At 62.4% G+C, this 18,556-nt stretch carries 18 protein-coding genes; 15 read left to right on the top strand and 3 right to left on the bottom strand.

The annotated features are described in order from the left end of the window. Positions 1-146: 146 nt before the first annotated feature. The 10 genes from FHR27_RS02660 to FHR27_RS27410 all read left to right on the top strand — a co-directional run bounded on the left by FHR27_RS02660 (position 147) and on the right by FHR27_RS27410 (position 11,240). On the top strand, positions 147-944 hold the full coding sequence (locus FHR27_RS02660) for an undecaprenyl-diphosphate phosphatase (RefSeq protein WP_042552230.1): 798 nt from the start codon (positions 147-149) through the stop codon (positions 942-944). Between the two features lie 188 nt (positions 945-1,132). After that, positions 1,133-2,140, top strand: a complete 1,008-nt coding sequence (locus tag FHR27_RS02655) for an AraC family transcriptional regulator (RefSeq protein ID WP_179537707.1) — start codon at positions 1,133-1,135, stop codon at positions 2,138-2,140. A gap of 128 nt (positions 2,141-2,268) precedes the next feature. Further along, positions 2,269-3,297, top strand: a complete 1,029-nt coding sequence (locus FHR27_RS02650; protein WP_179537706.1) for a histone deacetylase family protein — start codon at positions 2,269-2,271, stop codon at positions 3,295-3,297. 40 nt (positions 3,298-3,337) lie between these two features. Continuing rightward, a complete protein-coding gene (locus FHR27_RS02645) occupies positions 3,338-4,438 on the top strand; it encodes a polyamine ABC transporter substrate-binding protein (RefSeq protein WP_042552227.1) in 1,101 nt (366 codons plus the stop codon). Between the two features lie 381 nt (positions 4,439-4,819). Further along, positions 4,820-5,725, top strand: a complete 906-nt coding sequence (locus FHR27_RS02640) for a metal ABC transporter substrate-binding protein (RefSeq protein WP_306456065.1) — start codon at positions 4,820-4,822, stop codon at positions 5,723-5,725. Beyond that, positions 5,725-6,609 carry a manganese/iron ABC transporter ATP-binding protein gene (locus FHR27_RS02635; RefSeq protein ID WP_042552225.1) on the top strand — a complete coding sequence of 295 codons (885 nt, stop codon included), beginning with the start codon at positions 5,725-5,727 and terminating at the stop codon, positions 6,607-6,609. The genes FHR27_RS02640 and FHR27_RS02635 overlap by 1 nt, the downstream gene beginning before the upstream one ends. Further along, the gene (locus FHR27_RS02630) at positions 6,609-7,463 is read left to right on the top strand and encodes a metal ABC transporter permease (RefSeq protein WP_179537704.1); all 855 of its coding nucleotides are present in this window, start codon (positions 6,609-6,611) and stop codon (positions 7,461-7,463) included. The genes FHR27_RS02635 and FHR27_RS02630 overlap by 1 nt, the downstream gene beginning before the upstream one ends. Positions 7,464-7,465: 2 nt before the next feature. After that, a complete protein-coding gene (locus tag FHR27_RS02625) occupies positions 7,466-8,296 on the top strand; it encodes a metal ABC transporter permease (protein ID WP_179537703.1) in 831 nt (276 codons plus the stop codon). A 36-nt stretch (positions 8,297-8,332) separates the two neighbouring features. After that, positions 8,333-9,100, top strand: coding sequence for a hypothetical protein (locus FHR27_RS02620; RefSeq protein WP_156152646.1), 768 nt, complete (start codon positions 8,333-8,335; stop codon positions 9,098-9,100). 196 nt (positions 9,101-9,296) lie between these two features. Further along, complete coding sequence (locus FHR27_RS27410; protein ID WP_042552222.1) at positions 9,297-11,240, top strand: methyl-accepting chemotaxis protein; 1,944 nt, start codon at positions 9,297-9,299, stop codon at positions 11,238-11,240. A 72-nt stretch (positions 11,241-11,312) separates the two neighbouring features. Here FHR27_RS27410 and FHR27_RS02610 read toward each other — a convergent pair whose 3' ends face one another. Beyond that, the gene (locus tag FHR27_RS02610; RefSeq protein ID WP_042552221.1) at positions 11,313-11,711 is read right to left on the bottom strand and encodes a DUF1090 domain-containing protein; all 399 of its coding nucleotides are present in this window, start codon (positions 11,709-11,711) and stop codon (positions 11,313-11,315) included. Positions 11,712-11,983: 272 nt separating this feature from the next. Here FHR27_RS02610 and FHR27_RS02605 point away from each other — a divergent pair, with 272 nt between their 5' ends. Next, entirely contained in the window at positions 11,984-13,090 is a 1,107-nt protein-coding gene (locus FHR27_RS02605; protein ID WP_042552220.1) for a Gfo/Idh/MocA family protein, read from the top strand. 67 nt (positions 13,091-13,157) lie between these two features. On the opposite strand, the gene fabV is transcribed toward FHR27_RS02605, so the two are convergent. Then, positions 13,158-14,366: an enoyl-ACP reductase FabV gene (gene fabV, locus FHR27_RS02600; RefSeq protein ID WP_042552219.1), complete on the bottom strand. Its 1,209-nt coding sequence runs from the start codon at positions 14,364-14,366 to the stop codon at positions 13,158-13,160. Between the two features lie 287 nt (positions 14,367-14,653). On the opposite strand from fabV, the gene FHR27_RS02595 reads away from it, so the two are divergent. From FHR27_RS02595 to FHR27_RS02580, 4 genes are all read left to right on the top strand, one after another. Further along, positions 14,654-16,099 carry a SulP family inorganic anion transporter gene (locus FHR27_RS02595; protein ID WP_042552218.1) on the top strand — a complete coding sequence of 482 codons (1,446 nt, stop codon included), beginning with the start codon at positions 14,654-14,656 and terminating at the stop codon, positions 16,097-16,099. A 67-nt stretch (positions 16,100-16,166) separates the two neighbouring features. Next, on the top strand, positions 16,167-16,514 hold the full coding sequence (locus FHR27_RS02590) for a hypothetical protein (protein WP_179537702.1): 348 nt from the start codon (positions 16,167-16,169) through the stop codon (positions 16,512-16,514). 128 nt (positions 16,515-16,642) lie between these two features. Further along, positions 16,643-16,897, top strand: a complete 255-nt coding sequence (locus FHR27_RS02585) for a hypothetical protein (RefSeq protein WP_042552216.1) — start codon at positions 16,643-16,645, stop codon at positions 16,895-16,897. Between the two features lie 57 nt (positions 16,898-16,954). Then, positions 16,955-17,611: a hypothetical protein gene (locus tag FHR27_RS02580; RefSeq protein ID WP_179537701.1), complete on the top strand. Its 657-nt coding sequence runs from the start codon at positions 16,955-16,957 to the stop codon at positions 17,609-17,611. Between the two features lie 519 nt (positions 17,612-18,130). On the opposite strand, the gene FHR27_RS02575 is transcribed toward FHR27_RS02580, so the two are convergent. Further along, positions 18,131-18,511 carry a winged helix-turn-helix transcriptional regulator gene (locus tag FHR27_RS02575; RefSeq protein WP_042552215.1) on the bottom strand — a complete coding sequence of 127 codons (381 nt, stop codon included), beginning with the start codon at positions 18,509-18,511 and terminating at the stop codon, positions 18,131-18,133. Positions 18,512-18,556: the final 45 nt, after the last annotated feature.

Here is an 18,556-nt window from a genome sequence, read left to right as displayed (position 1 = left end):
CAGGCTGGCCAGCACTGGTCCGGAGACGACCGGCATGGCTAGAATGCAGGCGAATCTCAAGGAATCGAGCTGCAGCGCGGAGAAAAACAGGTCTCACCGGGTCATACCCGCAGTCCGCGTTCGCTCACTCCCTCATAAGGAAACCCATGGACTGGCTCCACCTGCTCATCCTGTCGCTCATCCAGGGCATTACCGAATTCATTCCCGTCTCCTCCTCCGCGCACCTGATTCTGCCCTCGCAGTTGCTGGGCTGGCCCGATCAGGGCCAGGCCTTCGACGTTGCCGTGCACGTCGGCACCCTGATGGCCGTGGTGCTCGCTTTTCGCCAGCAGATCGCGGCAATCGTCAGCGGCTGGCTGGGTCACGTTCTGTACCGCCGCGCCAGCCCGGAAAGCCGCATGGGCTGGATGATCATCCTGGCGACCATCCCGGCCGCACTGGCCGGGCTGATCTTCGAATCGGTGATCGAGCAATACACCCGTTCGATGCTGGTGATCGGCACCACCACCATCGTCTTCGGCCTGGTGCTCTGGTGGGCCGACGTGAAAGGCAGCCGTGATGCCGACATGAGCCGCATGACGTGGCGCCACGCCCTGCTGATCGGCCTGGCACAGATGCTCGCGCTGATTCCTGGCACCTCGCGCTCGGGCATCACCATGACCGCCGCACTGATGCTCGGCTTCGACCGCAAGAGCGCCGCTGGCTTCTCCTTCCTGTTGTCGATTCCGCTGATTCTCGCCGCCGGCAGTCTGAAGACCCTGCACTTGATCGAAGAAGGCAACGGCGCGCACTGGGGCGACATGGCCTGGGGCATCGGCCTGTCGTTCGTGTCGGCGTTTCTGTGCATCAAGCTGTTCCTCGCCGCTCTGGATCGCATCGGCATGCTGCCGTTCGTGATCTACCGCCTGATCCTCGGCACCTTTCTGCTGTTCGTGGCGCTGTAGCCCGGTCGAGCGCAGCGACACCGCCCTGGGTATCGCTGCGCTGCACACCAGGCTACGGGCTGCCTCGGCGTTACCTTCTCCTACATCTGTCGAGCGCAGTTTCCGGTGAAACGCCTGAACAGGCTCAGGAGCGCGCAAGGCACGCTTATTGCGTGATCTTAGGGTCTGCCCCGAGAAGGCGAGTCCCCATGCTGCACGCCCATCTGACCACCCTGCATGCCGTCGTCCTGGCCCTCGATACCCTTTGCCAGAATGGCGATTGCAACGCTCACGAACTCCTGGCTGGCAGCGGCATCGACGCGGCGGACCTGCAGCGTCCGGAGATGCGCATCAGCATCGCCCAGGAACGCCAGGTGTTTCGCAATGCCACCGCCAGGCGTCAGGATCTCGGCCTGCTGCTCGGCAGGCGCATGCATGTATCGTCCTATGGCCTGCTGGGTTTCAGCCTGCTCTCGGCATCGACGCTGGGCGATGCGCTGGAGGTCGCCTTCAGCTTTCCCGCCTTGCTCGGCACCCTCTTCGACCTGCGTCTGCGCCGCGATGGCTCGCAGGCCTGGATCGAGGCCAGCCACTATCGCGATGCGGCGGAACTGGAGACCTTCAACACCGAGTTCTGTCTGGCCTCGCTGAAGTTGATCTGCGAGGACCTGCTCGGTCGCACCCTGCCCCTCGACGCGGCCCGTTTCAGCCATCGAGCGCCGCGCTACCAGCGTCAGTACAGCCGCGACTTCGCTTGTGCAGTGCGCTTCAATGCCGCCGACAACGCCATCGTTTTCGATAGCCAGTGGCTGGATCGACGCCTGCCCCTGGCAGACCCGGTGACTCACCGCGACACCCTGGAACGCTGCCGCCATCTGAACCGCGAGTTCATCTCCCACCTGGCGCTGATTTCCCGCGTACGCCAGTTGCTCGCCAACCACTTGCCGACGGCGCCTGGCCTGGATGGCCTGGCGCGCCAGCTGCGTTGCTCGTCGCGCACCCTGCGCAGGCAGTTGCAAGAAGTCGGCACCAGCTATCAAACCCTGCTCGATGAGCTGCGCTTCGAGCAGGCACGCCACCTGCTGGACCAGGAACGGCTGCCCATCGCACGGATCGCCGAGGCACTCGGCTACAGCGAAACCGCCAGTTTCCGCCACGCCTTCCAGCGCTGGAGCGGCGTATCGCCAAGCCGCTATCGGCGCCCGGTCAGCGCCTAGACCTGCACCGATACGGATCGCTGCTGCGCCATTTCGTGGCCACATCTATCCCCTTTTGGCCATTGCGCTCATTTCGCCAGCGCCAGACTCGGGCCAAGAATGCAGCTGTCCAAGTCGGAGACTCAGCCATGCGTACGATCTACAGCGATGACCATCACCTGCATCATGGCCGCTGCGAAATCATCGACGGGGAGCTCAAGCCCTGCTTCGAAATGCCGTCGCGAGCCGACCATGTGCTCGCCCGCGTGCGCCAGCAGCAACTGGGTGAAGTCATCACCCCCAGCGATTTCGGCCGAGCACCGATCGAACGCATTCATCACCGCGACTACCTGAGCTTTTTCGAAGGCGCCTGGGCACGCTGGGCCGCCATGGGGCGTGACGGTGACCTGATGCCCTTCACTTGGCCGGCCCGCACCCTGCGCAGCGTGGTGCCGGACAACCTGCATGGTCAGCTCGGTTATTACAGTTTCGACGGCGGCGCACCGATCACCGCCGGCACCTGGCAGGCCGCCTGGAGTGCCGCCCAGGTCGCCCTTACCGGGCAGAAGCTGATCAGCGATGGCGCCACTGGCGCCTTCGCCCTCTGTCGCCCACCGGGCCACCACGCGGCCGCTGACCTGATGGGTGGCTACTGCTACCTTAACAATGCCGCCATCGCCGCTCAGGCCTTCCTGGATCAGGGCTGCAAGCGGGTCGCCATTCTCGACGTGGACTACCACCACGGCAATGGCACGCAGTCGATCTTCTACGACCGCAGCGATGTGCTGTTCGTCTCGATCCATGGTCATCCGGCTTTCGAATTCCCGTTCTTCCTCGGTTACCAGGACGAGCACGGCGAAGGCGCCGGTGAAGACTTCAACCTCAATCTGCCGCTGGCTTCCGGCAGCGGATGGGAGCAATGGAGCGCCGCACTGGAGAGTGCCTGCGCACGTATCGACGATTACGCAGCGGACGTGATCGTGGTGTCCCTGGGCGTGGACACGTTCAAGGAAGACCCGATTTCCCAGTTCAAGCTCGACAGCCCCGACTACCTGCGCATGGGCGAACGCATCGCCCGCCTCGGCAAGCCCACTCTGTTCGTGATGGAGGGCGGCTATGCCGTGGAGGAGATCGGCGTCAACGCGGTGAACGTACTGGAAGGTTTCGAAGGCGCCTGAGCCTACTGCCGACACCCCTGAATAACCGGAGCACATAACGATGAAAAATCTCCACCGTTTGTTCGGCGCCACCCTCTGCGGCGCGGCGCTGCTGGTCGGCAATGCCATGGCCGAGACTCGAGAACTGCGGGTCTACAACTGGGCCGACTACATCCTGCCGCAGACCCTCAAGGACTTCGAGCAGAAAAGCGGCGTCAAGCTGACCTGGGACACCTTCGAAACCAACGAGGCGCTGGAAGCCAAACTGCTCACCGGCAACTCGGGCTACGACCTGGTGGTGCCATCGAACATGTTCCTCGACACCCAGATCAAGGCCGGCGTGTTCCAGAAGCTCGACAAGAGCAAGCTGCCCAACTGGAAGAACCTCGACCCCGCACTGCTCAAGCTGCTGGAGACCAACGACCCCGGCAACCAGTACGGCGTGCCGTACATGTACGGCACCGTGCTGATCGGCTTCAACCCGGACAAGGTCAAGGCCGCCCTCGGCGCCGACGCCCCGGTGGACAGCTGGGATCTGGTGTTCAAACCCGAGAACATGGAGAAGCTCAAGCAATGCGGCGTCGCCATGCTCGACGCGCCCAACGAGATCCTGCCGCTGGCGCTGCACTACCTGGGTTTGCCGCCGAACAGCACCAACCCGGCTGACTACGACAAGGCCACCGAGCTGATGATGAGCATCCGCCCGTACGTGACCTATTTCCACTCGGCCAAGTACATGACCGACATCGCCAACGGCGACATCTGCGTGGCCATCGGCTATTCGGGCAGCTTCTACCAGTTCGCCAACCGCGCCAAGGAAGCAGGCAACGGCGTGAAGGTCGAATGGCGCCTGCCGAAGGAAGGCGCACCGATCTGGTTCGACACCTTCGCCATTCCGGTCAGCGCCAAGAACGTCGAGGAAGCTCATGAGTTCCTCAACAACCTTCTCGACCCGAAAGTGATCGCACCGATCAGCGATTTCCTCGGTTACCCGAACCCCAACAAGGCAGGCATGCTGCTGGTGGACAAGGCGATCAGCGACAACGCCGACCTGACCCCGACCGCCGAGGGGCAGAAAACCCTCTACAGCGTCGAACCCCTGCCGCAGAAAGTCGAGCGGGTACGCACCCGTGCCTGGACCAAGATCAAGAGCGGCAGCTGAGCCGCCAAGCCAAGCGCGATCGGACGAGGGGCTTGCATTGGCCCTGAGCCGCAGGGTGAGTGATACCCCACCCTGCGACTGACCACCCGCACAAGCCCGCACAGGTTGCGGGCTTGTGCATTTTCACCCATGCCACGGTCGCCGCGATCACATTGGCGGAACCTGCCAGCGCTGCAACGGCTCACATGCATGCGCTCCAGCAGCTACGCTGAGCACAGCCGTCGTTCGCTGCCATAACGCAACATCGAACGGCATGCATCGAAAACAAATCTCTAATGCCAATAGTTTTCATTAGCGACGATTTATCGCTAGAGTGGCAGCCCTGTCCGGGGGTAATGACCATCCCGGTGATTTGACCGGTCAAGCCATATGAGGATGAAGATGTTCAATCGGATCCGCTCGCGCACCTGTGCCCCCCTGCTCGCCGCCCTCCTTCTGACCCTGCTGCCGCACCTGGCCTCCGCCGAGGGCAAGTTCAAGGTCGTCACCACCTTCACCGTCCTCGCCGACATGGCCCGCGAAGTCGCTGGCGACGCCGCCGTGGTCGAATCGATCACCAAGCCGGGTGCCGAGATCCACAATTACCAGCCGACGCCGGGCGATATCCTCAAGGCCCGCGACGCGCAGTTGATCCTGCGTAACGGCATGAACCTGGAGCTGTGGTTCGAACGTTTTCTGCAGCGCCTGCAGGGCGTGCCCTCCGCGACGCTGAGCGATGGCGTCGAGCCGATCAGCATCGCCGAAGGTCCATACGGCGGCAAACCCAATCCCCACGCCTGGATGTCGCCGGACTCGGCGATGATCTACATCGACAATATCCGTGACGCACTGGTCGAGCACGACGCCGCCAATGCCGAAACCTACAAGGCCAACGCCGAAGCCTACAAGGCACGCATTCAGGCCACCGTAACGCCGATCCGCGAGCGCCTGCAGGCGATCCCGGAGAACCGCCGCTGGCTGGTTTCCAGCGAGGGCGCATTCAGCTACCTGGCCCGCGATTTCGGCCTCAAGGAGCTGTACCTGTGGCCGATCAACGCCGATCAGCAGGGCACCCCGCAACAGGTGCGCAAGGTGATCGATGCAGTGCGCGCCAACAAGATTCCCGCCGTGTTCAGCGAAAGCACCATCTCCGCTTCGCCAGCCCAGCAGGTCGCCCGGGAAACCGGCGCCAAGTACGGCGGCGTGCTGTACGTCGATTCGCTCAGCGAACCGAGCGGCCCGGTACCGACCTACCTCGACCTGCTGCGCGTCACCTCGCAGACCATCGCTGACGGGCTGGCCGAATAATGCCCAACGCCCTGCACGAAGAGGACAGCCTCGACGGCATTCGTGTCGATGACATCAGCGTGACCTACCGCAACGGCCACACCGCCTTGCGCAATGCCAGCTTCGGCAGCCCGGGCGGTAGCATCACCGCCCTGGTGGGCGTCAACGGCAGCGGCAAGTCGACGCTGTTCAAGGCCATCATGGGCTTCGTGACGCTTGCCCATGGCAGCATCAGCGTGCTCGGCATGCCGGTGCGCGATGCCCTGAAACGCAACCTGATCGCCTACGTGCCGCAGAGTGAAGACGTCGACTGGAATTTTCCGGTACTGGTCGAAGACGTGGTGATGATGGGCCGCTTTGGTCACATGGGCATGCTGCGTCGTCCCAAGGCCGCCGACCGCCAGGCGGTTGAAACGGCCCTGGCACGGGTCGGCATGGGCGACCTGCGCAAACGGCAGATCGGCGAGCTGTCCGGCGGACAGAAGAAACGCGTGTTCCTCGCGCGCGCCCTGGCCCAGGATTCGCGGGTCATCTTGCTCGACGAACCCTTCACCGGGGTCGACGTGAAGACCGAGGACGCCATCGTGCGGCTGCTCGGCGAACTGCGCGACGAGGGCCGGGTGATGCTCGTCTCCACCCACAATCTGGGCAGTGTGCCAGAGTTCTGCGACCGCACCGTGCTGCTGGCGCGTACCGTGCTGGCCTACGGGCCGACCCAGCTGGTGTTCACCCGCGAGAATCTCGAGCGCACCTTCGGCGGCGTGCTGCGTCACTTCGAACTGCCGGGCGAAGGCCGTGATGACAAGTCGCCGCTGATCGGCATCATCACCGACGACGAGCGCCCGCTGGTGCTCTACGACGGCAAATCGACCATCCGCGGCCGCGTCGACGAAAAGGACCAATAGTGCACACCCTGCTCGAACCCTTTTCCTACGGCTACATGGTCAATGCCATGTGGGTCTCGACCCTGGTCGGCGTGGTCTGCGCGCTGCTCTCGGTGTACCTGATGCTCAAGGGCTGGTCGCTGATCGGCGACGCCCTGGCGCATTCCATCGTCCCCGGCGTCGCCGGGGCCTACATGCTCGGCCTGCCCTTCGCCCTCGGTGCCTTCGGTGCCGGCACGCTGGCGGCGGGCGCCATGCTGTTCCTCAATCAGCGCAGCAAGCTCAAGGAAGACGTGATCATCGGTTTGATCTTTTCGTCGTTCTTCGGCCTCGGGCTGTTCATGGTGTCGCTGTCCCCCACCTCGGTGAACATCCAGACCATCGTGCTCGGCAACATTCTCGCCATCACGCCGGGCGACACCCTGCAGTTGCTGTTGATCGCCGGCATCACCATGGCCGTGCTGGCAGTGCGCTGGAAGGACTTGATGGTGGTGTTCTTCGACGAGCACCATGCCCGCTCCATCGGCCTCAGCCCGACGCGGCTGAAGGCGATCTTCTTCATCCTGCTGTCCGCCTGCACCGTGGCGGCCATGCAGACCGTCGGCGCCTTTCTGGTCATCGCCATGGTCGTCACCCCGGGCGCCACCGCCTACCTGCTCAGCGACCGTTTCGAGCGGCTGCTGCTGATCGCTGGCTGCATCGGCGGCCTGAGCTGCTTCATCGGCGCCTATGCCAGCTACTTTCTCGATGGCGCCACCGGGGCGATCATCATCGTGCTGCAGACCTGCGTGTTCCTGGTGGCTTTCGTCTTCGCGCCCAAGCATGGCCTGCTCGCCGCCCGCCGCCGGGCCGCCCAGGCACGGCTGGAGATGTGACCATGGAGATACTCCTGCAACCGCTGCAAATCGACTTCATGCAGTACGCCCTGCTGATCGCCGTGCTGGTGGCCATCCCCGCTGCGCTGCTGTCGTGCTTTCTGGTGCTCAAAGGCTGGGCACTGATGGGCGACGCCACCGCCCACGCGGTGTTTCCCGGTGTGGTCATCGCCTATATCGTCGGCCTGCCCTACTCGCTCGGCGCCTTCGTCGCCGGCATGCTGTGCGCGGTCGCCTCGGGCTATCTCAAGGAAAACAGCCGGATCAAGCAGGACACCCTGATGGGCGTGGTGTTCTCCGGCATGTTCGGCTTCGGCCTGCTGCTGTACACGCAGATTCACAGCGACGTGCACCTGGACCACATCCTGTTTGGCGACATGCTCGGCATCGGCTGGGCCGACCTGCTGGAAAGCGGCCTGATCGCCCTGGCCGTCACCGCATTCATCGGTCTGAAATGGCGCGACCTGCTGCTGCACGCCTTCGACCCGGTGCAGGCGCGCACTGTCGGTTTACCGGTGCGCCTGCTGCACTATGGGCTGCTGGCGGTGATGTCGCTGACCATCGTCGGCGCCCTCAAGGCCATCGGCATCGTGCTCACCGTGGCGCTGCTGATCGCCCCTGGCGCCATCGCCTTCCTGCTCACCCGCACCATGGGCGCCATGCTCTTCACCGCCGTGGGCATCGCCGTGGGGGCGGCACTGAGCGGCGTGTACCTGAGCTTCTTCATCGACAGCGCTCCCGGGCCGACCATCGTGGTACTGCTCAGCGCCTTGTTCGTGGTGGTGTTCATCCATGCGAGCAGGCGCGAGCACAGGCGCAGCGCACAGCTGTAGAATCCGCGTCACCTTCGATTTCAGACAAGGAATGTCATGCTCAAGCAGTCCCTGGCACTACTCGCCGGCAGCTTCCTGCTGGTGGCCTGCAGCACCCAGGCACCCACACCCGCCACTAAAACGCCAGACGAACTCGCGAAGGAGTATTTCGTCTTGGCGTCCATGAACGCGGTGCGCACCGTCGGTATCGAGGCGAACCCGGAGTGGCAGGTCGGAAGTTTCGAGATGGTCTACGTCCTGGACCGCCAGAATCAGTTGCTCGATTGCAAGGCGCGCCCCGCCAGCAACGCGAAGAACTCCGGTGGCTTTGCCTACAATCCACAATTGGCTGAGCGGATGAACAGCCTGTGCTGGCAGACCGTTCTGCCGCCCATTCCTGCGCACATGTTCGATGAAGGTGCGAGCACCGAGATAGTTGCCCCCCTCCAGTTCCCCCTGCGCCAGGTGGATGCGGCTCGCCAGGCCAGGAGCACCGCCGTCAATCAGCGAAGCGCATACTTCTGGAGACACCTGTTCGCCGATCAGCCGATCGACAGCATCGGCAAGGCACGCTTGATCGGCATGCTGGATGAACACCGCAACGTGCTTGGCTGCGAGGTGATCATCGAACCTCACCGGCTGAGGCGTCGTGATTTCAAGCAGGACAACAGCCTGCTCGATCATCTGGGGCATGCCTGTGCGACATTGCGCGATGTCCCTCTGGTACCCGGGCAGAAGCCCAACGCTCAGGGTCAGCACGTGTTCATCGTCAATCTCGACTACTCACCGTGGCGGCACAAGGCAGGCGACTCGCACGAGCAGTGACGCCGGCCGTTCGCAAATCCTCCCCCCTCCCTTCATTCCAGGCGAAGAAAAAGTCTTGCCTGGAATACCAAATACCACTCAAGTTAATCCGCCCCCAGCCGATTCAGTGTTCACAGGCCGGCACAAGGCCCGATGCTTTCTCGTTTACTGCCTCTCGCTTCAAAAACAACATCTCTCGCTCGAGCAGGAACAACCCGTGAACATCAAACAGAAACTCACCTGGGCCTTCGCGGCCATCGCCTGTGTGCCCGTCGTGCTGGTCGCGGTCGTGGTGGTGATCAACCTGCGCGCGCAGGCGCAGGACGACTTCCTCGACAGTAGCAGCCGGGAGATCCGTCAGATCGAGAACGCCATGAATCAGTTCCTCGATGCCATCGCGCAGAACGTCGAGTACCTGGCCAAGCATCCCGACATACGCAACGCCGGCGAGTTGAAGGACTACTCCGGTGCCGATGCCGCGCGGATACCGCTGAACGAGAACAATCAGGCGTTTCTGAAGATGTTCGGCGAGTTCGCCGCCAGCCACCCGAGCACCGCCTATCTGTCGATCGGCAAGCCCGACGGCGGCTACGCGTCCTGGCCCGACGACGCCAAGTTGAGCAACTACGACCCGCGCGTACGCCCCTGGTACAAGACCGCCATGGCCTCGCCAGGCAAAACCGTACGCACCTCCGCCTATTACTGGGCACCGGACGACGTGGTGCTGATGGGCACCGTGCGCACCATAGAAAATGACCTGGGCCAACCGGCCGGCGTGCTCGGCCTGGACGTTTCCCTCAAGCAGCTCACCGAACTGGTCAAGCAGATCAAGCTCGGCGAGAGCGGCTACCTGATGCTGCTGGAAAGCAACGGCAACGTGCTGGTCGACCCGCGCGATCCTGCCCATGGTTTCAAGCTGATCAGCGACTTGGGCGACGGCTACAAGGAACTGGCCGGCGTGGAAAACGGGTTGGTGGAGATAGAGTTGGACGGCGTGCCTTACATGGCCAACGTCTGGTCATCGAAAGCCCTCGGCTGGCGCTTCATCGGCCTGATCGAACGCAGCGAGGTGATGGCCAAGGCCACCAGCCTGACCTGGCAGATCGGTGTGATCGCCGCGGTACTGGCCGTACTGTTCGCCATCGTTGGCGCCAGCTTCGCCGGTCTGATCGTCAAACCGATCCGCAGCGTGGCCGGTGGCCTGGAAGGCATTGCCCAGGGCGAAGGCGACCTGACCCGCAACCTCGACGTGCGCGGCAATGACGAAACCGCTCTGCTGGCACGCTGGTTCAACCAGTTCCTCGGCGCCATCCGCACCCTGGTGCAACGCATCGGCAGCGCTTCGGCGGATCTGCAAACCGCCTCGGATGCCAGCACCCGCGTGGCCCGCGACATGAACGACGCCGCCGGCCGTCAGCGCGAGGCCGTGGAGCTGGTGTCCACCGCCTTCAACGAGATGGTCGCCACCGCCAACGAAGTGGCCCGCTCCTGCAGCCATGCCGCCTCCTCGGCCGACTCCGGCCAGCGTCAGGTGCACGATGGTCAGTTGCAGATCGACGAAGCCACCGGCAGCGTCTCGCGGCTGAGCGAGAACCTGCAGAAGTCGGCTCAGGCCATGCAGGTGCTGGAGCAGGACAGCAAGAACATCAATGCCATCCTCGACACCATCCGTTCGATCGCCGAGCAGACCAACCTGCTGGCCCTCAACGCCGCCATCGAGGCCGCGCGTGCCGGTGAACAGGGCCGCGGCTTCGCCGTGGTCGCCGACGAAGTACGCGCACTGGCCAAACGCACCGCGGACTCGACGGGCGAGATCGACAGCCTGCTGGGTGGCCTGGCCAAACGTACCCAGGACGTGACCAAGCAGATGCAGAGCAGCCTGAGCATGTCGCAGCAGAGCGTCGAACGGATTCAGCAGGCTCGCGACAGCTTCGAGCAGATCCGCAGCTCGGTGGACGAGATTCGCGATCAGAACAATCAGATCGCCACGGCGGCCGAAGAACAGCACCACGTGGCCGAAGACATCAACCGGCACATCGCGCAGATCCAGACCGACGCACAACTGGTCGAGGAACTGGCCCATTCGGCACGCAGCGACTCGCAGCGCCTGGAGGCACTGTCCGGCGAGCTGAATGGACTGGTGGGGCGTTTCAGAACCTGACGGCAGGCGCCGGGCAACCCGGCGCCGCATGGTGAAACAGGGAGGACGGCGGCTCGGCCAGCCTCCCTTTTTTCATTCAGCCTGCTGCTTGGGGGCCGGGCTCAGCTCGGTCTCGGCCTGCTGCAGTTCCCCGCGAGCTTCTTCCAGTTTGGCCTGACGCTTGGCTATCTTGCTGGCGTCGCCGCTCAGCTCGGCCTCGCGCAGATCCGCCTCACGCTCGCGCACCTCGTCCCGCGCCTCGCCGACCTTGCCTTCCAGCTCGCGCAGCAACGCCTTGTCGGTGCAATTGGCACGGACGTTTTCCAGTGCCGTGTTCAGCCCTTTGACCTTGCCGTCATGGCCAGCGGTCTTGGCAGCCTGGATCTGTTGCTGGATGTCCGCCACCTTCGCCTCGCAACGTGGATTGGACGCGGTGTCGGCCAGTGCCGGCAGGGCAGCGACGAGCAACAGGCTGGAAATCAGGGCTTTCATTGCAACTCTCCATAAACAACGTAACGGGTGCGCCTTGGATGGCGCCAATACTGACCACAGAATAGTCGGATGATTTCCCGTGTGGTTCAAGCGACGCCGGTGCACCAAGACCGGCAGGCGCTTTTACTGAACTTCACGTGCCGATGCCTGCCGACTCTAGGGTCTGTTGACGTTTGCGCATGAGCACGCCCGAGCCCCTCGGCGCGCCCTGCAACGTCAACAGCCCCAATAAACCGAACAATCCGGTTCGGTGTTGCACAGGAGTCGATGACATGCCCGATGCTCAAGGCAAGGTTCGTTATGCAGTGGTCGCAGGTGGCTGGATTTCTCAGGGCGCATTCATGCCTGGCGTCGGCCAGACCGACAATTCGGTGATCACCGCGCTGGTGACCGGCGACCCGATCAAGGCCGATGAACTGGCCGCGATGTACGACATCAAGAGCTACAGCTACGACGAATTCCCCGCGCTGCTCGCCTCGGGCGAGATCGATGCCATCTACCTGGCCACGCCGAATTTCCGTCACCGCGAGTTCGCCGAGCCCGCCCTGGAAGCCGGTATCCACGTGCTGCTGGAAAAGCCCATGGCAACCAGCGAAGAAGACTGCAAGGCCATCACCGCCGCTGCCGAGCGCTCCGGCGCCAAGCTGATGATCGCCTACCGCCTGCATTTCGAACCCGGCACCGTGGAGATGATCCACCGGATCCGTTCGGGCGATATCGGTGACCCGCGGCTGTTCACCGCCACCTTCACGCAGACCGTCGACCCGGCCAACCACCGTATGCAGAGCGGCTACTGGGCAGGCCCGGTGACCGATATGGGCCCGTACCCGATCAACGCGGTACGCAACCTGTTCGACGACGAGCCCCTGGAAGTGCGTGCCGTGGCCGTCCAGACACCCGGCCGCGAGATCAACACACCGGACACCGTGAGCGTTACCCTGCGCTTCGCAGACGAGCGCCTGGCGGTGTTCACCGTCAGCTACAGCCTGCCCGGCAGCCAGCGCCTGCAAGTGATCGGCAGCGAAGGCGAGTTCGAAGCCTCGCCCTGCTTCGGCTTCGGTGAGGGCGTAGGGATCAGCTACCGTGCCATCATCGGTGACGAGACCAAGGAGCACAGCCATCCGGTGGTCGATCAGTTCGGCGGCCAGACCCAGTACTTCTCCGACTGCATCCTGCAGAACCGCGAGCCGGAGCCCGATGGTGACGAAGGCTGGCGCGACGTGCGCATCCTCGCTGCTATCGAACGCGCTCTGCAGACTGGCCAGCCGCAGCGCCTGGAATCGCTACCCAAGCGCCCAGGCATCAGCGTCGAACAGGCACGTCGCCTGCCCTTGGCGAAAGTGCCTCGCTATGTGAACACCGACGAACCGGTGGGCTGAGCGGCCCAGGCCGCAATGCAAAAAGGGACGCCGAGGCGTCCCTTTTTCACAGCCGCGGAAAGAGCGGTTACAACTGAACCACGTCGAACTCGACGTCGGTAGCCACGTCAGCGTCGTAGTCCACGTCGCTGCGCTCGAAACCGAACAGGTTGAGGAACTGCTTCTTGTAAAGGGCATAGTCGGTCAGTTCGAACAGGTTCTCGGTAGTCACCTGTGGCCACATGGCCTTGCAGGCGTCCTGTACGTCGTCACGCAGCTCCCAATCGTCCAGGCGCAGGCGGGCTTTTTCATCGACCTCAGCCGGGGCGCCGTCGGTGCGGAACAGGCGGTCACGGAACAGGCGGTCGAGCTGGTTCTGGGTGCCTTCGTGGATGCCTTTTTCCTGCATGATCTTGAATACCATCGACAGGTACAGCGGCATCACCGGGATGGCCGAGCTGGCCTGGGTGACTACCGACTTGAGCACGGCCACGTTGGCGCCGCCCTTGACTTCACCGGCCAGTTTCTGGTCCAGGCGCAGGGCGGTTTCGTCCAGATCCTGCTTTGCCTTGCCCAGGGCACCGTGCCAGTAGATAGGCCAGGTGATTTCGGTGCCGATGTAGCTGAAGGCCACTGTACGCGCGCCTTCGGCCAACACGCCGGCGCCAGCCAGGGCGTCGACCCACAGCTGCCAGTCCTGGCCGCCCATGACGGTGACGGTATCGGCGATTTCCTGCTCGCTGGCCGGCTCGATGGCGGCCTCGATGATCACGTCCTTGTTGGTGTCGATGGCGGTCGACTTGTACGGCTGGCCGATGGGCTTGAGCGCCGAACGGATCACTTCACCGCTTTGCGGGAGCTTGCGCACCGGCGAAGCCAGGGAGTAGATCACCAGATCGATCTTGCCGCCCATTTCGTTCTTGATCAGCTCGATGACCTTGGCGCGGGCTTCGTCGGAGAAGGCGTCGCCATTGATCGACTTGCTGTACAGGCCTTCGGCCTTGGCGAACTTGTCGAACGCAGCCGAGTTGTACCAGCCTGCGGTACCGGCCTTGGTTTCAGTGCCCGGCTTCTCGAAGAACACGCCCAGGGTGTCGGCGCCAAAGCCGAAAGCGGCCGTGATGCGCGCGGCCAGGCCGTAACCACTGGAGGCGCCGATAACCAGCACCTTCTTCGGACCGTCGTTACGCACGCCCAGTTTGCGCGTGGCCTCGATCTGCTCGGCCACGTTGCGCTCGCAACCCAGCGGGTGGGTGGTGGTACAGATGAAGCCACGAACTTTAGGGTGAATAATCAACGTGTTTACCTCGTCATCGTTTTTGGGCAGGCGACAGTGTAATGTCGATTGGTCGCCGGAGAAAAAGGAGATTAGACCTATTGGTCGCTCCAAATGCCAGCCAGGCCACATTTCGTCGGCTGGTTGTTTTGCCGCAGGGCCTCGGCGACATGGCCATCCAGATCCCCGGCACTGGCCTTCGCCTCGACGATTCCTTACCATCGGCAACCTTTCAACGCCAAGGCCGCACAGGCCGTGCCACGCTCGGCTCCACGCCGGGCCGTCCGTCTTGCTCGATCAGGTAACCCATGAAAATCGCTCGTCTGCGCGCCGATGTCCTGGCCGGTCTCACGTCATCGTTCGCGCTGGTGCCGGAGTGCATCGCCTTCGCCCTGGTGGCTCAGGTCAACCCGCTGATGGGCCTGTATGGCGCCTTCTTCATCTGCCTGATCACCGCCCTGTTCGGTGGCCGACCCGGGATGATTTCCGGTGCTGCGGGCTCCATGGCGGTGGTCATCGTCGCCCTGGTGGTGCAGCACGGCGTGCAATACCTGCTCGCCACGGTACTGCTCGGCGGGTTGATCATGCTGGCCTTCGGCGCGCTGCGCCTGGGCAAGCTGGTGCGCATGGTGCCGCACCCGGTGATGCTCGGTTTCGTCAACGGCCTGGCCATCGTGATCGCCACCGCGCAACTGGAGCACTTCCAGCATGACGGCCACTGGATAGCCGGCAACGAGCTGTACCTGATGCTCGGTCTGGTGGCGCTGACCATGGCCATCGTCTACATCCTGCCGCGTCTGACCCGCGCCATACCGCCAGCCCTGGCGGCGATCCTCAGCGTCGGCCTGCTCACCTACTTCCTGCAGTTGCCCACCCATACCCTTGGCGACATGGCGCAGATCGCCGGTGGATTGCCCGTGCCGGCATTGCCACAGATTCCCTGGAGCCTGGAGACCCTGTGGATCATCCTCCCCTACGCCGTGCTGATGGCCATGGTCGGCCTGCTGGAAACCCTGCTGACCCTCAACCTCACCGATGAGATCACCGAAAGCCGCGGCCACCCGGATCGCGAGTGCGTGGCCCTGGGCGCGGCCAACATCGCCTCCGGCCTGTGCGGCGGCATGGGCGGTTGCGCGATGATCGGCCAGACCATGATCAACCTCAGCTCCGGCGGCCGCGGTCGGCTCTCGGGCATCGTCGCCGGGGTGATGATCCTGCTCTACGTGCTGTTCCTTTCACCGCTGATCGAACTGATTCCCCTGGCCGCACTGGTCGGCGTGATGTTCGTGGTCGCCCAGCAGACCTTCGCCTGGGCCTCGCTGCGAGTGCTTGGCAAGGTGCCGCTGAACGACGTGCTGGTGATCATCGCGGTGACCGTCATCACCGTGCTCACCGACCTGGCCACCGCCGTGCTCTGCGGTATCGTCATCGCCGCGCTGAACTTCGCCTGGCATCACGCCCGCGAGCTCTACGCCGACAGCCATATCGAAGCCGACGGCAGCAAGCTCTACCTGCCCCACGGCACCCTGTTCTTCGCCTCCACCGCGCCGTTCCTCAACCTGTTCGACGCCGCCAACGACCCCGCCGAGGTGACCCTCGACTGCCGCCACCTGAGTTTCGTCGACTACTCAGCCATCGCCGCCCTGATGACCCTGCGCGAGCGTTACAGCAAGGCCGGCAAACACCTGCGCGTGGTGCACCTTTCGGAACGCTGCAAGCAACTGCTCAAGCGCGCGGGCATGCAGCCGGCGTGACGGCCGGACCGCATGTCCTGTACGCCAGGCATTCATGGCTTCAAATCATCACAGGGAAGACAGACGTATGAAGAAATTGATTGCAGGGATGATCGCCGCCAGCGTTGCCGGCTGTGCTTCGTACTACCAACCGGCTCAGCCTGCACGGGTAATGTGGGAACCCACCAGGCAAGCCAAAACCGATGTCGATACGGCGCTCAAGCAGTGCGACTTCATCGATCAGATGAGTGCAGGTGTGCAAAAGATCCAGGAACAGGCCAAGTGCATGCGCGACCTGGGCTTCGAACCGGATTTTTCCAGCTACAGCCCCCATAACTGCTACGGCAATGCCCCTGCCGGCTGCATCGTCTACTGGCCGCAAGGCATGGTTCGACCGCAGCCCGTGAAAGCCAAGACAGCACCCACTGGAAACTGATCGTTGAGTGACTAAGCATTGGCCGCAGAGCGTCCAGATCAGGCACCAACGCTCGAGCGTGGGCGCCACCAGAATGGTTGGACGTGCCGGGCTCATCTTTGACGTACAGTTTGCTGGTAGGAGTCGACATGACCAAAACACCTGACGGCCCATTGTGCCTGGTTTTCATTCCCGCGTTAGTGACCGTTCTCCACGCGGCAGAAAAGCAAAAAGGTGCTCCGCTCACCGAGCAGGAAGTAATTGATATCCGCAACAATGCGACCTGCGTAAAACTCCCTTTCAGCGCCGCGCTAGATAGCGAGCAAAAAAGAGGCTATCCAGATATCGTCGCAGAGAATTGCTGGGAGGCATGGCAGTCGATGCGCACCCAGCTGTTCAGCTAAGGGCCTGTAAACACTATCAGCTCAACTCGCCCTATTAACCAAGACTTAGGCAAAGACATGAGCTACATTGACTCCATTAAGCATGAACTGGTCGGCTATATTAATGGCCTACCAATCTACCACCCGCTTGAGACCATTAAAGATGGTGCCTGGGGCGAATACGACTTTTCATGCTCACCCGAGAACTTAGTTATTGGCGGTGGTTCCGGCGAGCATCCGGCGTTGGTAGTTCATCACTTGGGCTCACTGGTCGCGAGGTACCTTCTACTATGCATTGAAAAGAACGTGGAGCACTTCAGTGATCGTATCCCAACGCCACCAGAGGAAACGGTAGATCGTCTGAGTGATATCGCCTTTGATACCGGAGAGACTCTAGAGTTTTGCAATTGGTCAATGACACATATCCGAGACTTTGTAGACCTAGCAAAATCCCCACTGCACCAAACACCATTACATGAGACACAAGATCCGGAAGAGTGGATAAAAGAGTCCATAGGAGAATTCGTATATTTCTCCCTCCCCGAGCTCAACCCATTTCATGCTGAAATGATTAGTTTACCAGGCATCAACGACGGGTTTCTTGGCTACTGGATGAAGAACGTGACGTGTCCACCGCCAAACTATATAAAAAGTAAAAAAGAGTCCATAAGAGGCGATGAATTCAAAGAGCATGGTTTTTTTCGGTGGGACTACAATTATCCACCAGAAACATAAGAGCCGCGCCACTCCCGAACTGGGGCAGCACATTATAGCTTTTATCCACTGAGCCCTATGGCGGACATTGATGAGGTTTTAGCAACGGTGTAGGCCAGGCAAAGCGATGCCTTGCGCGAGGTACTGTCCAAAACAGATGTTACAGCACAAGTTCTGATGCCACTTTTACTAGAAGATTGGCTCGACCTACACGAGGATACTGTTTTTGATCTTGGGCTTACCAGAGAGCCAAGTGCTGTAGAGGTCATTATCAAGGCAGCAAATGTACCGCTCCTACATTTGGAGGCTCTGTGAAGTCAAGTGAGTGGACGAGGATTGCCACGATAGCTGCTCCTTTGCGGAGCGTGGGAGCTAGCAAAATTTGATCGTTCCCACGGGAGCGTAGGCGCCATCAGAATCACAGACCCGTAGGAGCGTCGCCCTCGGCGCGAAACGATGGTGGGCACAGCCCGTTATCGGCGTTACCACTACGATTCGCCCCGAGGTCGGGGCTCCTACAACTCGACCATTCCCTCGAAGTCAGCGCCTGCGCGATGACTGCCTGGGTTGCAGCGCATCGAGAGCCGGTGCGTTCTGTCGGGCCCAGTCGTAGATCAGTTCGATGGGCTCGACCAGCCGCTGGCCCAGTTCGGTGAGCGAGTAATCGACAGCCGGCGGCACGCTGTCGTACACCTGCCGGTTCACCAGCCCGCTGGTTTCCAGTTCACGCAGCGTCTGCACCAGCATTTTCTTCGAGATGCCGGGCAGACTGCGGTGCAGCACACCCGCACGGGCGCTGCCGCCGTGGCGGGCGTGCAAGGTGTGCAGGATCATGCTCGTCCACTTGGTGGAAAACAGTTCCAGCACACGCCGCGGCGCGCAGTCCTCGCGCCATTGTTCTTCGGGAGATCCGGTTTGCATCGGGGTGGTTACCTTTTGGTGCCGTCTTGGTTTGAGTCGTCAGCA

Source organism: Pseudomonas flavescens (assembly GCF_013408425.1).
Classification (GTDB): Bacteria; Pseudomonadota; Gammaproteobacteria; order Pseudomonadales; family Pseudomonadaceae; genus Aquipseudomonas; species Aquipseudomonas fulva_A.
Note: the sequence above shows the minus strand (reverse complement) of the source record. Positions and strands in the feature narration are given on the sequence as shown.